Origin of the sequence: Rhodopirellula islandica (assembly GCF_001027925.1) — a bacterium.
Classification (GTDB): Bacteria; Planctomycetota; Planctomycetia; order Pirellulales; family Pirellulaceae; genus Rhodopirellula; species Rhodopirellula islandica.
This window is the reverse complement of the sequence record NZ_LECT01000048.1, coordinates 130,422-144,353: the sequence shown is the minus strand read 5'-3', so window position 1 is coordinate 144,353 and position 13,932 is coordinate 130,422. Positions and strand designations below refer to the sequence as shown.

The 13,932-nt window shown below is 56.9% G+C and carries 8 protein-coding genes; 3 read left to right on the top strand and 5 right to left on the bottom strand.

Going from position 1 to position 13,932, the window contains the following annotated elements; translation table 11 throughout:
• The first annotated feature begins 73 nt into the window (after nucleotides 1-73).
• Entirely contained in the window at nucleotides 74-943 is an 870-nt protein-coding gene (locus RISK_RS24705) for an AraC family transcriptional regulator (RefSeq protein WP_047816991.1), read from the top strand.
• 10 nt (nucleotides 944-953) lie between these two features.
• Here the strand turns inward: RISK_RS24705 and RISK_RS24700 are convergent, their stop codons facing one another.
• The 5 genes from RISK_RS24700 to RISK_RS24680 all read right to left on the bottom strand — a co-directional run bounded on the left by RISK_RS24700 (nucleotide 954) and on the right by RISK_RS24680 (nucleotide 8,729).
• Nucleotides 954-2,657: a hypothetical protein gene (locus tag RISK_RS24700; protein WP_236696668.1), complete on the bottom strand. Its 1,704-nt coding sequence runs from the start codon at nucleotides 2,655-2,657 to the stop codon at nucleotides 954-956.
• A 101-nt stretch (nucleotides 2,658-2,758) separates the two neighbouring features.
• Nucleotides 2,759-3,934 carry an AGE family epimerase/isomerase gene (locus RISK_RS24695; protein WP_047816989.1) on the bottom strand — a complete coding sequence of 392 codons (1,176 nt, stop codon included), beginning with the start codon at nucleotides 3,932-3,934 and terminating at the stop codon, nucleotides 2,759-2,761.
• 3 nt (nucleotides 3,935-3,937) lie between these two features.
• Nucleotides 3,938-6,649, bottom strand: a complete 2,712-nt coding sequence (locus RISK_RS24690) for a sodium:solute symporter family transporter (RefSeq protein WP_083435157.1) — start codon at nucleotides 6,647-6,649, stop codon at nucleotides 3,938-3,940.
• Nucleotides 6,646-7,611: a dihydrodipicolinate synthase family protein gene (locus tag RISK_RS24685; protein ID WP_047816988.1), complete on the bottom strand. Its 966-nt coding sequence runs from the start codon at nucleotides 7,609-7,611 to the stop codon at nucleotides 6,646-6,648. The genes RISK_RS24690 and RISK_RS24685 overlap by 4 nt, the downstream gene beginning before the upstream one ends.
• Complete coding sequence (locus RISK_RS24680) at nucleotides 7,611-8,729, bottom strand: sialidase family protein (protein ID WP_047817051.1); 1,119 nt, start codon at nucleotides 8,727-8,729, stop codon at nucleotides 7,611-7,613. Before RISK_RS24680 ends, RISK_RS24685 begins: the two co-directional genes overlap by 1 nt.
• Nucleotides 8,730-9,163: 434 nt before the next feature.
• On the opposite strand from RISK_RS24680, the gene RISK_RS24675 reads away from it, so the two are divergent.
• Together RISK_RS24675 and RISK_RS24665 are read left to right on the top strand one after the other, a co-directional pair.
• Nucleotides 9,164-11,311 (top strand): cytochrome c peroxidase, encoded by a 2,148-nt coding sequence (locus RISK_RS24675; protein WP_047816987.1) that lies wholly within the window; start codon nucleotides 9,164-9,166, stop codon nucleotides 11,309-11,311.
• A 780-nt stretch (nucleotides 11,312-12,091) separates the two neighbouring features.
• On the top strand, nucleotides 12,092-13,510 hold the full coding sequence (locus tag RISK_RS24665; RefSeq protein WP_047817050.1) for a PAS domain S-box protein: 1,419 nt from the start codon (nucleotides 12,092-12,094) through the stop codon (nucleotides 13,508-13,510).
• Nucleotides 13,511-13,932 lie beyond the last annotated feature (422 nt).

Sequence of the window (13,932 nt, the reverse complement as noted above, 5' to 3'; positions counted from 1 at the left end):
CGAAACGTCTCTCACCACGCCGCTCGTTCACTCTCACTTGATCACCTGTCATGGCTTCGCCAAGGTCTGCCGCATGAAAGCTTCCTACGAAAAGTTGGTCCCCGACGGTGGGCAATCGTTTCGATGTTTCAATCGCGCGTCGTTGCAGTCACCGGTGAAATGGCATCGCCATCCCGAAGTGGAGCTGACCTACATCCCGTCTGGAGTTGGGTCCCGAATGGTTGGCGACCACATTGGCAGCTACACCGATCACGACCTGGTGTTGCTGGGGTCTGAGTTGCCGCACACGTGGGCTTCGGATGAATACCGAGGTCAGGTTTACGATTTGCACTCCGCGATGGTGTTGCAGTTTCATCCCGACTTCTTGGGGCCGCACTTCTTTCGGCTCAACGAGATGGTGGAGATTCACCAGTTGCTGCAGCGTGCCAGTCGAGGATTGTGGTTTCCGGCTGGGATGGCTGAGTCGGTTGGCAACCGGATGATGGACTTGGAGACGGAGCGAGGAGCGAGCCGCTTGGTGAACTTGCTATCGATTCTGGATGAACTCGCGGGCTGTTCGGATTGCGAGCCGCTCGCGTCCCATTTGTATCGAACCAGTAACAACGAGGAGGTGGAGACCCGCATTCAGGTCATCTGCGACCACATCACGCATCACCTCACCAATCCAGAACTGACGCATCGTGAACTGGCGGAGCTAGCAGACATGAACGCGTCCGCTTTCAGCCGGTTTTTCAAACAGTCGACGGGGCGAACTGTGTCCGCCTACATCAACGAACTGCGAATCGGGTTTGCCTGTCGCTTGTTGACCGACACGGAAGATTCGATTCTGTCGATCAGTCAACAGTCCGGGTATCAGAATTTGTCGAATTTCAACCGACGCTTTCAGCAGCACCGAAAGATGACGCCACGTGAATATCGCAACCGTGTTCGCATCGCGGTTTGAACGAATGGAATCAGTTGGAGGATTCTTCCTTTGAAATCGCTCGAGTCAGTTTGACCTTCATTTTCAACGCTTTTCGCCGCCACTTCGCCGCCTCGTCCTGGTCACCGGCTTTGAGGAACGCATCCGAGACAACCATGAATGCCTCGGCGAGGATCTTGGGATCTTGCGGGGCCTTGGCTTCCTGGATTCGACGCACAAACTCATCCATCTTTTCACGGACTTCTGGCAACGCACAGATCCTTTCTCCTTCTCGCGTGGAACATCCGAAGACGACGCCCGCCAGTTTGTCGTAGTCGCCCAGCAAGTCCGTGCCTTTGGGAACCAACCGCACGACGATTGAGTTCCCTGTGTCGTCGGAGACTTCCATCTGAACGTTCCGGCGTCCGAGCACAATTGGGATCTCGTAGCGATCGTCGTCAACGTAGAGCCCCCAAGTGCCAACAGGCAGTTTGATGGTGGCGAGGCCATTCCGATTGGTACGGTCTGAAAACAATGATGGAAAGCGGGGCTGGTCTCGTCGATTTTGGAAGTAGGCGAGCAAGTTGGGAGCATCAAAGAAGTCCGCGCTCCGAGTCAGAGGGGTGCCGTACACTTGAGATCCCCAATTGGTCCACAGGACGTTCGGATAGGCAGTCACTTTCACGTCGCCAAGTGGTTTGTCGTCGAGGCTTTGCACCTGAACTTGGCAGACGTGCAGCGTTTCCATTTCCAGAATGAGGGGAGTGTCAAACGGCGGATCGACCATGACGGGATTCCCGAGGCGACTGCTCCGTTTTGGGTCTGATCCAGTGGGGTGAACCCGATGCGTTTTTGTGAGTCCGATGATCTGAATGGATTGATCTCTTGGCCAGCCTTCAATCAAAAAGGTTCCATCGGCATCGACATGAGTCCAGGTCTGCCACGTCGCACGTTCTCGAGCTGACTTGGGCGGAACGGTCATCGCCAGGAGACGGCCGTCGATGACTGGACGGGAAACACTGTCTGCGAGTTTTCCGGGGACCGAAGTTGCGGGGTGCAGCGGAACATCCACTGGAGTGTTCATCCCGGGCTTGAGCTCGACTTCCATCATCTCACTGAAATGCGTTGGTTTGCCGTCCACCAGTCGAACCAACAGGAAATCAGTGGCGCCGGGATAGAGTTGGTTGACGCGGACTTGATCGTCTTGGATCTCCCGTCGGTAGCTATTTTCCCAAGACCCGATGTCGGAGCGAAGAACTTGGATTTGGTCCAGAGTGAAGTCATCGTCATTCGGGACGATCGGCCGGAAAAGGATGCTCGCCGCCGGTTGCATTTCGATGGCAAAGACGTCGTCGGACGGAACGTCGATGTGAATCGCATCTGGCAAACTGAATGACTCATGTCGAACATGCACGGACACTTGCAGGGTTCGCGACTTTTCACTGGCATCGCGATAGAACGGATACGAAACGTTGGCGAGTCCGTCTTCGTTTGTGCGGGCAGATTCAGGCATCATCTCGGAACGGTCTTTTCCGTTGCTGAGCCAATGGCCGTGGCCTTGCGAGTAGCGAAGTGCCCATGGGGTCACCACGGCACCTTTGATCGGATCACCGTTGGGGGCGGTGACCTCGACGGAAACTGTTTGGATCGTTTGCTCTCCGACGATGGTGAACAGATCGTTCTCGTCCGCCGAAAGCGAACAGTGGCCAGTGGCAACGCACAGCCAAACGACGATGGCTAGCAGCGAAAGTCTCATCACAAGTGCCCCAGGAGGTTCGCGAGTTCACGCGTTCATTCGCGCGTGTTGCCTCTCCGGATTGTAGGCGAGTCGCCGGCTCGATGCTGGGAGGGTTGCCATCAGGCGAAATCTTTCTCCAGCCATCTCCAAGCCATGTATTGCATTCTTGGCAGATGGAATGGCCCCTTCCAGAGATTGCCTTTGAGTTCGCTGCTGAGGCTGCCGTCGCGGTGCAAGTATCCGAACCATTCGCCGTGCAGGGCGTCGGGGAAATGGGAGTGCGCCCACTGGTGAGCTTGCCTGTGCCAATCAGCGTACTTGTCGTCGCCGGTCAGCAGATGAGCGAGCAGGGTTGCCAGGATGGTTTCGTTTTGAGGCCACCAGAACTTCATGTCGTGCCAGTACTCTTGAACCGGCAAACCATGCACATCGACAAAGTAGAGGATCCCTCCATGTTTCCGATCCCAGCCACGATGCCACATCCAATCCAGCATTTGGCAGCCCGTTTGGATCAAGGAAGCGTCCTTGCGGAGATGGCCTTCCCAGAGGAGAAACCAAGCTCCTTCGATCGCGTGTCCAGGGTTGAGCGTGCGACCGTCAAAGTGATCGAGAATCTGGCCGTCGATGGCCACGGTTTCCATCACGCACTCGATGTCGGGCTTCAAGTGAAATTCGCGAATTGTGGCGATGCTTCGGTCGATCCAGTCGTTGGCATCTTCCAGACCAATGGATTGACGCAGTTCTTGAGCGGTGGCGATGGTGATCATCGGGAATCCCATGCCTCGTGTCCGACGCGTCCCGGTGAACTTTGAGGCGGCCTCTTCGCTGCTCAAGTTGTGGTCGACAAATCGTTCGAATGTTTGGATCGCACGTTCGCGGTAGTGAGTTTCCCCTGTGGCCAGAGCGAGCTCGCCATAGGCGATTGCGGCAAAGCACTCCGAGAAGGCATAGCGTCGCTTCCGGATGGGCTGGCCTTCTTGCGTGACCTGGAACCACATTCGACCGTCCGAGGGATCGAAGCAATGTTGGTCGAGGAACGTTGCACCGTGGATGGCGAGCTGAAGCCATTCTTCGCGAGGTTCCACGTTGTTGTGGAGTTCGGCGAACAACCAGGTGCAGCGGCCTTGTTGCCACACACCCTTGTCGGTGTCGATCACGGTTCCGTCGCGATTCAGCGAGGTCAGGAACCCGCCGTGTTCCCGATCGACACCGTGCCTCGTCCAAAACGACACCGTGTCGTTCAGCAAACCGTCCCGGTACACCTTGATCAGTTCATTGCGCCGCGTTGGATCCACAGGTCACGACTCCGGTTGGGCGGTGTGTGGTTTGGCTTGGTTCTCAACCAGCGTGTGAATCGTCAATCCTGACAAGGATTCGCTGGGCGGTGAGGTCAGCAGACTGGCCAAGTAGCCCGATCCAAAGCAGCTCAAGATGCCACAGGTTGTGTAGAGATAACCGTTGACTTCAGTGAATTGCCACAACGCGAACATGGTCGTGGCGCCGATGGCGGCGCCCACCATCGCGCCGACCGAGTTGGCTCGCGTGGTCAACCCTCCCAGGACGAACAGTCCGCCCAGGACTCCCATGAACAGGCCAATCACCACAATGAATGTGTCGAAGAGTGACTTGATGCTGGGATCGACAAAGACCAACCCAAACAGGGTTCCCAAAACGCCGATGAGGAACGTCAGGGTCCGAGCGGCAAACAGGTAACCACGTTCGTCTCGGCACAAATTCAGTGGTCGAAAGAAGTCGGTGACCAGAGCGGTCGCGGTCGAGTTCATGCTGGTGGAGACCGTGGACTGGGCCGCAGCAAACACACCCGCGACAATCAGCCCCGCCACTCCGATTGGCATCTCTCGGGCGATGAAGAGCGGGAAGACTTGATCGGTTGTGATCGCCGGTGAAAGTCGCTCGGGATGCGAATGGTAGAAACCGTGTAGCGCCGTGCCAATTCCAAAGAACAGCAACGTTGCCGGGATGGTGAGCACGGCATTGGTCCAAATCGAACGAGCCGCCAGCGATTGGGAAGCGGTGGTCATGTATCGCTGGACGACGGCTTGGTCGGCGGTGTAGGAGGACAGGTTTTGCCCAATCGCACCGAACACGATCACCCACAATGCGATTTGGGCGTGAGTCGGACTGAGGTGAAAGTTTGCCAGTCGAAGCTTGTCGGCGTCGACTGCATGCGACCAACTTCCCGCGAATCCACCGTCGGTGGCGGACAGCATCAACAGGATCGCTAGGAAGGCGCCGCCAAGCAGCACGACGGTTTGGATCGTGTCCGTCCAGATGACCGCTTCGATTCCGCCCATCGTGCAATAGGCGATGCTGAGCCCGCCCATCAATAGCACGGATTGTTGTGGCGTCAGTGGTGTCGCGACCGACAACGCCAGCCCGGTCAGCGACATCACCACCGCCATTCGAAACACGTGGAACAGCGAGAAACTGAGGCTGCCAAACCAACGCACTGAGCGATTGAATCGTTTCTCGAGGTATTCGTAGGCACTGGTCGCATCGATTCGGCGAAAGAACGGCATCGCGACATACACCGCCACGATCGCAACCAGCGGGATCGTGAAGTTGCCGATCGAATACGTCCAGTCTTGCGCAAATGCCTTGGATGGAATGCCGGTGAAGGTCACCGAGCTGAGCATGGTTGCGAAAATGCTGCAGCCAGCCGCCCACCAAGGGATCTGACTTCCGCCGCGAAAGTAGTCGTCTGTGTTTCGGTTGCGACGAGCGAAGTAGACGCCGATGCCAACCATCGACAGGAGGTAACTGAACAGAACGACGTAGTTCAAGGTTCCAAAGCTGCGATCTGGGGCGTGGACGGAGACGCGGTACACCGACGGCGAACGAACTCGGGGACGGACTTCTCCGGTTGCGACCACGATCGCATCGTTCCAATGCACCGCCGTGGTGGTCACGTGATTCGCGGGACTGCTGCCGGTTTCCGTCCAGGTGTCCGTGATCGTGTGATAGGCAAACGTCTTCTTGAGAAATCCGGGGTGATTGTCCTTCAAGTCATCCGCTTGCCCAAACAGGCTGCCGTCATCGCCGCCCAAGACAACCAGGTGGCTTTGTCCAACATGCGTTGCGGTTCCCGCCGCCATGGGGTGCGGGATGTCGGTTTTTTGTTGCCAGGTTTGATCGCTGGGACGATACGCCCACGTGTCAGTCAGGAATTCGACTCCGCTTGCCGCCTGCCGGCGTCCACTGATGACGTACAGACATGTCTCATAGCCATCGTGCTGGGCGGCGGTCAGGTGAAGTGCGCGGGATGGGCCCGGGAAATCCGGAAGACGCCTCCAAGCCAGCAAACTCGGGTCTTGGGATTGGCTCAGGTCCAGCGTCCAAGCAGCCGATGTTGCGGTGGAAAGGTCACTGCCACGTTGCCCTCCAACAACAAAGACCGTTTGCCCAACTCGCTCTGCCGAGGCATGAACGCAAGGCTCCGGGAGCGGAGGGTATGGTTGGTGCCGAATTGTTTGGGTGGTCGCATCCCATTGAAGCAAGAAGACCTCGCGAAAAGTTTCTGCCGCGTCGTTTCCGCCGATGCAGAGCAATCCATGGTGTGGTGACACGTCCCGGGGAATCGAAACGGATGCGCCATAGGCCGTCGCCCTTGGGAGGCGACCGGCATCGATCCATTGGGAGTTGGTGGCTGTTAAGTCGTCGGGTTCCGTCAGGACGTAGATTGAATCGTGCCAAACCTTGTTGGATTCCCAAACGGGACGCGGGAAGTTTGCACCGCCGGCGACGATCAATGCATCCCCATCGACACCGACAAAGGGACCTGCGACGCCGAGTGGATCTGGGATGGAGGGAAGTTCGTCCCACTGCAACCAGTCGCTTGAGTCCGCTTGCGCGAGAGCAGCGGGGATTCCCAGCACGATGTTGCTCAGCGTGATGGCTGCCAGTGAAACCAGAATGCGGATCCCAAAACGAAATGCAATGCGTGGGGTAGCAAGACGCGTTCGGAATCGTTTGGAAAGGCAAGGGGTCATGCGCGGCCGGACTCCGCCGGGGCACGGCACCAATCGAAGAATCCAATCGCCTGCAAGTCATTTCGCAGGGCTTGGGTTTGCGTTGGCGAGAGCGATTCGAGTGGGAGTCGACAGGAACCAACCTCCAGACCTTGCATCGCCAAAACCGCTTTCATGGCGGGATGAAAAGGATAACGCCCGATGGTGCTGATCATCTCGATGGATTGGGATTGCCATTTGCGAGCCGCGTCCAGTTGACCGCTGGTCAGCGCGAGCGTCATTTGTCGGTAGAGCTTGGCGGCGATGTTGTAAGTGCTGCCGATCGCGGCCCTCGCGCCGGTGGCGGTGGCGCCCAACAACATTTCGTCGCATCCCCAAACGACATCAAATTGCCGGTTGGCCAGTTCCAGGCAGCGTTGGAATTCGAAAAGTTTGGTGTCGGTGTACTTCAATCCCACCAACGTCGGGATCGCATCGTCGGCCTGGGTGAGAAACTCCGGCATTTCGATGTTCGATCCGGTGAGCATCGGAATGTGATAGTAATAGAAGGGAGTCTCCGGCGCAGCGGATGCCAATTCCTTCATGCACTGAACCAGCGTCTGCGTGTTGGAGACTTTGAAGTAAGAGGGACACGTGGCGGAAATCGCGTTGGCGCCAACTTCTTGGGCGTGCGCAGCGAGTGCCTGGGCTTCTCGCAAACTGTTGTGCCCGACCTGAACAATCACGGGCAGTCGGCCGGCACTGGCTTCGACAAAAGCGGCCGCCACCGATTGCCGCTCAGGCGTTGTCAGCGACATGCCTTCTCCAGTGCTGCCGCAGACATAGAGTCCCGAGATTCCGTCGTGGAGCAGTTTCTCAACCATCTTCGGGACAACGTCGAGACGCAAGTCGCCAGTGGCGGTCATCGGTGTGTAAGTCGCAGCGATCAAGCCAGAGAGTTTTCGGCCTGACATCCGCTGCACCATGAGTGATTCGTCGACCATCAGTTGGCCTCCTTGCCGTTGGATGTTGGTTGAGGTTTTGAAGCGGTTGGTTCGAGAGCGTCCAATGGGATCGCGGTGAAGCTGATCGTTTTGTACCCATCGCGTTCAAACAGGACGCCGATGCGTTCATCTTGTAGGCGTGTCAGGCACGAATAGGCAAAGCCATTGGGATAGACTTCGACCTGTTTCGGCCACGTCTGGCCTTCGTCGTAGCTGATCCGAAGCACACCGTTTTCGCGTTTGCTTTGAGTGGCTGGGTTGGAGAACAGGAGGCGGCTCGTTCCTTCTGTTGGCCAGGAATACCGCAGGATGGCGGCTTGGCAGGTGGGGTCGATCAACTGCTCATCGATCTCAAGCGGTGACCAGGTTTGCCCGGCGTCTTCGCTGATCGCAATCTTTCGATGTTTGGTCGAGCCGGCCCCCTGGGCTCGGGCGTTCAGCATCACTCGCCCGCCTGACAGTTCGACCATTTGAACTTCGTTGCCGTGTCCCTTGCCATCACCCGGAGCGACGTCGCCCATTTGCCAGGTGTGGCCATTGTCGTCGCTGTAGGCGGCGTAGACCTGCCAATTGTTGAAGGGGCCTTGGTTGAACGGCATGATGATCCGCCCTTTTCGCGGGCCGTGGTGCAAGATGATCCCGATGCCGGGTCCCGCAGCGACGCTGGTGACATCCTGCTCTCGTTTGACCTGTTTGGAAACGTCGCGTGGTTCCGACCACCCCAGTCCGTCGTCATCGCTGGTTTGAATAAACGTGAAAAAGGAATCGGGGCCGTGACCGTCGGATGCGTTTCGTTCGCCCAGTTTGCTTCGCTGGTACATCACGAGAACCCGTCCCGATGCCAGCACGACGGCTTGCGGGTTGTTCAGTGAGAGTTTGCCTTGGTCGTTGAGGACGATCACCTCACTCCAAGTCGCTCCGTTATCGGTGGAGCGTTTCATGATCAGATCGTTCTCGGAATGGTCTCCGCCCTGGCGACCCTCCGCGAAGGCCAACAATGTGCCTTGTTGGGTCGTGACGATGGAGGGAATTCGAATGGCGGGGTAGCCATCTTGTTGGGGCACAAACACATCGACGATGCCATGTTCGACGGAGGTCGTTGTTTCGGAGGCGACCAAGTTCGATGATGCCGAGGAGAGGCAGCAGCCACTGATCGTCGCGATCAAGAAAGATACAGCCGCATGACACGCAGAGCGACGGTGCAAAAGGGGGGAATGCAGGCGGGGCACAACGGACTCCGTTGAGGAATGTTTGGCGGGAGGGAGAGGCGAGGCAGGATTGGGAGGGGCGTTATAGCATGTGAGGCTGGGCCAAGGTGGCGTTGGCCTTCCCGACGCAGTGAAGAATCCGCTCGGCCCGTGTCGTTCGCGCAGTGTCGATTGGTCTGTTCAGGCCATCGCGGCACCGCCGGTTTTCGTTGTGGCAGCGTTGGGCGACAACCCGCTGGTTTCGCAGGGATAGGCGGCGCTGAACTGGTCTCTTCACCCAGGGCGTCGAATTTTTGACCGCTTGTCAGCGTGACACCAGGAAGTGATCCGGTCATACTGTTGCCATGAACCAGAACCATCGCTGTGCTCGTCGTTTTGCTGCCTGGTCCGTTTGCACAATCGGATTGTTAGGGGCGGCGTTCTTTTGTTGGAACGAATCCGTCTGGGGCAATCAACCGATTGTGCAGCCCACGTCGACGAGCAAGACGTCCATTCGAGGCGGGGAGGCTTTGTCTTCGGTGGCGGCCGGAACCGCCATGCTGCGTCGCCCCGTGGCGGTCGTGAATACGGGTGATGATCAGGTGGTCGTTGCCAATCGTCGCAGTGGAACACTCAGCGTTGTTGACACGAATGCGCTCCAGGTGATCGGCGAGTATCGGCTGGGTGGTCACCCGACGGATTTGATCGCGGTGGGGGAACGCTTGCTGGTCACGGAGCAAGATGGACGGCTGACATCCGTGCAGATGAAGGCTGGCAGTCCCGTCATTCAATGGAGCGTGGCGGTGCCGAATGAACCGGCGACGGTTCGGGCTACTGACAATGGGGACTGGTGCTCGGTTTGCTCAACCTGGGCGAGGGAAGTCACGTTCGTGAACCTGCAGGGATCTGCGGATCAACCACCCGAAATCATGGCCACCGTGTCGCTGCCATTTTCGCCCCGGGCACAATTGATTCTTCCCGATCAAAATCGGTTGCTGGTTGCCGACGCGTTTGGGCCTCGGTTGGCTGTCATTCGCCTGGATGACTTTCAGGTCGAGTCGATTCGGGAAATTCCCGGCAACAACATTCGAGGGTTTGTACGCAGCACGGACCGAGAAATGGTGTATGTGACGCATGAGTTGATCAATGAAATCGCGCCGCCGCGAAGCAGTGAGATCATTTGGGGATCGATGGTGTCCGACGCGATGCGTGAGCTTTCGGTCGCGACGATTGTGGATCCCAAAGCGAATTTGATGAAGTCGGGACGCTTCATTGCGGTTGGCAACAACACACGCGGAGCCGGTGACCCCAACGCGTTAGAAATGCGAGAAGACGGTCGGTTGGTCGTGACCATTGGTGGATTGGGGCAGGTGGGCGTGGTCGAACCCGGTGGGATCGGGGTGACTCGAATTGTGGCCGGACGCCGGCCAGTTGCCATCGCAAAGATTTCGGAAGATCGATTTTTGGTCGCCAATGAACACTCGGATTCGTTGACTCGATTGGATTTTCACTTCGATGCGCCGGAAGTGAATACCGAGGAGAGCGTGCGCTCCCGTGACAGCGATGTCTCAAGCGAGGGGACGGGGGCCAGTGATGCGGAACCCATCCGCGACGCCGGGCCATACTCTGAAACCGAAGAAGTCGAGTACGAAGCAGAGTACGAATACGAAGAGACGGAGGAGGAACAGGATGACTCGTCTGCTTACCGAAGCAAATCCTACCGCTCCTCTGATGACCCGGCCGTTGAGCCGGTCAGCTCTGATGTTGCAACGAAGAGCTACCAGATTGGTCCCGACGTCCAGGCGGGCGAAGAACAGTTGTTCGTGATTGCGACATCCCTGAGTCTCGGCGAATCACCTTCGCTTCAAGCAAGCGATCGAGGCGAGTTGCTGTTCTTTGACGCCAGTCTTTCTCGTGGCGGTTGGTACAGTTGCCATAGTTGTCACACCGACGGGCACACCAGCGGATCGCTGGCCGACACGCTGAGCGATGGTGGCGAAGGCGCCCCCAAACGCATTCTTTCTCTGCGTGGAGTCGGCGAAACCGGTCCCTGGGCTTGGGTGGGAGACAAGTCAGAGATTGAAGGTCAAGTTCGGCAAACACTGGAATTGACCATGCAAGGACGGAAGATGAATGATGGTGACGTGGCGGACCTCGTCGCGTTCCTTGAGTCGATCCCGCCCGCTCCGGCTTTTCGCGCCCCGGTGACGGATCTGGATCGAGAACTTGTGTCGAAAGGACGACACTTGTTCGAGTCGTTGGATTGCGTGTCCTGCCATTCCGGTTCGATTCTTACATCGGATGCGACCTACGACGTGGGTCTGAAGGATGAGCGAGGGATCACCGAATTCAACCCGCCGTCGTTGCGAGGTGTGGGGCATCTGCACTCGCTCTTCCATGATTTGCGAGCAGCTGAGTTGAGCGATGTTGTCGGCAACTTTCAGCATCAACTGCCGCAAGAATTGTCGATCGAAGAACGGGCACAATTGATTCGCTACCTCGAGAGTCTGTAGACTCGGATCAGCCGATTCTTAGGGCATCCGAAGGCCCGCTTTCGCGACTTGCGTTCGCCAAAGGCGCTTCTTTGCGTTGCGGTCGACTGAAGAATCTACGTTTTGTGGTTTCATCCAACCAAATGTTTCGTAAAACGTGGGTGAGAGAGTCGACGCTGGAAGTGCCACGCGTTGCACCGAAAACGTATTTGTGACAGGCGCCACCTCATCGGCTCGATTTACAAGGGGATGGGCTGGATGCATTGGATGCGTCTTGGTTGTGGCATTTCGACGAAGTGCACCCGAGGTCTTTCGGATGACACATCTGAACGTGGGTTCATTGCAAGGTTGGCCCTGGTGCCATCTGGGTGGATAAATCGAAAACAGGTGCATTCGGGAGTCGATTGCAGCTTGAGGCCGTGTTAGACTGAGTTTTCGTTTGCGGAGAACCGCAAATGGCAGCATGGTCCTGCATTGCGCCCTGATTCTGTCACTGGCACGCGTTTGTGACTGGGATCCGTTTCGCAACCACTTCGGTGGTTCGAACGATCGTGGAAGGACACAATTGTCCGGTAGTGCACCGGGCGGGATGTGCCACTGACAAAAGAAAAGACGGTCGAACGGTTGCCGAGGCGGTGTTTGCACTGAGGTGAGCATGCGACTGATAGTTGCATCTCAATGACCCATCAATGAATTCCGAAGGCGGAATCATTCCTGTTGGCGAAGACGGTGGATGACTAGTTTTTTAAACGCCTTCGATTGAGATGAATTGAAGGTAGGGATTTCTTGTGGTTGATTGAAATGGCGCCGAACTACCAAAACACAAACCGACGCGGTGCGGAACAGCGGATTGATCAGGCGCATCAATCCATTGTGATGCTCGGCAATGCGTTGGACGAGTTTGACATCGGCTTCGTTCGCTTGAATGTCAAAACAACCCAGTTGAGAGATGCGAATGCTTCGTTCGCAAGAATGCTCGGGCGTGATTTGGAGACCCTGCGAGAGCGGCCATTGAGCCGATTGGTCGAAAGTGTCTTTGCTTCTGCATTTGAGGTGGTTGTTCAAGGAATTGGCATGGGAGCGGCCGACCGGGTCGTGCGAGAGTTCCCAATGGTGCATCTTGATGGGGCACTCATTTGGTTGCGGTTCACGTTTGTTGGTGACCATGACGGAAGCAGCCCCATCGAATTTGCGAGTGCCACGGTGATCGATGTTTCGCCGACGAAGAACCTCGAAGAAGAACTGCGTCTCACCAATGAGCGATTCGAATCGGCCCAAGCAAATTCGCGCGTGGGCAGTTGGGAGTGGGTTGAAGGCGAGCCGGTGGCGTGGTGGTCAACTCAACTTTATAAATTGCATAACATCGATCCAGCCTCCGGTCCCGTCGCCTTTGATGAGTTCATCGAAGTAGTGGATCCAGTGGACCGCGAAAAGATATTGGATGTGAATCGGCCGCCTTTTCATCCTGGGGATGTCCGTCGATTTGAATTTGCCAGCAATCCGGCACATGGACCACGACGTCACTTTTCCGCGACGGTTTGGTTGACGGAGGTCGATGGGAAGATTGTGCGACGCGGCACCACCCAGGATGTGACCCGTCAGGTGGAACTGCTTTCTGCCTTGGTCAAGAGCGAGAACCAATACCGCGAGATCGTGGTGAACAATACCGAGGGCAATGCGGTGTTGAATCTGGACGGGAAGATTCTGCAGGTGGACGAGAACTTCGCGTCCATGCTTGGACGCCAGAGCGAAACACTGAACGGTTTGAATATCTGTGAACTGGCAGAAGCTGAGAGCGCGGAATTGATCGACCAGCGGATGCTTCATCGAAATCACTCCGAGGCGCATGAAGTGCGGATCACCCACGCTGATGGGCATTTGGTTTGGTTGCTGCTGACCTGTTCACCGTTGGCCAATGATTCGGATCAGTTCGTTGGCATTCAAGCTCGGGCATTGGATATCACCCACCGAAAGCATTTGGAGTTGCTGACGAAGCGTGCCGCGAAGGCAAAGGCCCGACTGCGACGTTTGACCAATCGCGAACGCGAGGTTCTGCAACAGATTGTCGAAGGCAGCATGAACAAGGTGATCGCGAATCGCTTGGATATCAGCGAAAAGACCGTGGAACGCCATCGGTCCAACTTGATGAAGAAGCTCAACGCTCAGAGCGTGGCTGAACTGGTCAAGATTTCATTGACCGCCGAGATCATGTCGGCTTGAGCACGCTGCGGCATGCCGAAAGGTTTGGTCACGCAGGACGAGTGCGGTGACTCGCAAGTCTCAATCCGTCGCAAGAATGGGGACGGTTGCTGGTGATAAGCTGGTGGGCAGGAATGATTGGGTTGAATCCCGCGAGCCGTTTGGGCGTGAGCCCCGGTTGTGCGTGGGAACCGTGGCGAACGCCAGGCGGCTCACATATAGAAAGCAGGCAAGCTCGGCCAGCATCCGAGGTGATCCACCTTTGCCCCAAGGTGAATCGAGAGGATGCTGACCGAGCTTTGCTCTTTGCCCCATAACATTATCGCTCAAAGGTGACCTTGAGGCGGTTGCCTTCTTTCGAATTGAGGGGCATCCCCAACGGGGTGTTCAAAATGAGTGTTCGGGAAGGCGTTTTGTTCGCTTGAAAGCGTCAAACGCTCGAG

Bases quoted from the DNA above. Each gene is read 5' to 3' on its own strand.
- RISK_RS24705 (WP_047816991.1), top strand. From the start codon at position 74: ATGAAAGCTTCCTACGAAAAGTTGGTCCCCGACGGTGGGCAATCGTTT.
- RISK_RS24700 (WP_236696668.1), bottom strand. From the start codon at position 2,657: ATGAGACTTTCGCTGCTAGCCATCGTCGTTTGGCTGTGCGTTGCCACT.
- RISK_RS24690 (WP_083435157.1), bottom strand. From the start codon at position 6,649: ATGACCCCTTGCCTTTCCAAACGATTCCGAACGCGTCTTGCTACCCCA.
- RISK_RS24685 (WP_047816988.1), bottom strand. From the start codon at position 7,611: ATGGTCGACGAATCACTCATGGTGCAGCGGATGTCAGGCCGAAAACTC.
- RISK_RS24675 (WP_047816987.1), top strand. From the start codon at position 9,164: ATGAACCAGAACCATCGCTGTGCTCGTCGTTTTGCTGCCTGGTCCGTT.
- RISK_RS24665 (WP_047817050.1), top strand. From the start codon at position 12,092: ATGGCGCCGAACTACCAAAACACAAACCGACGCGGTGCGGAACAGCGG.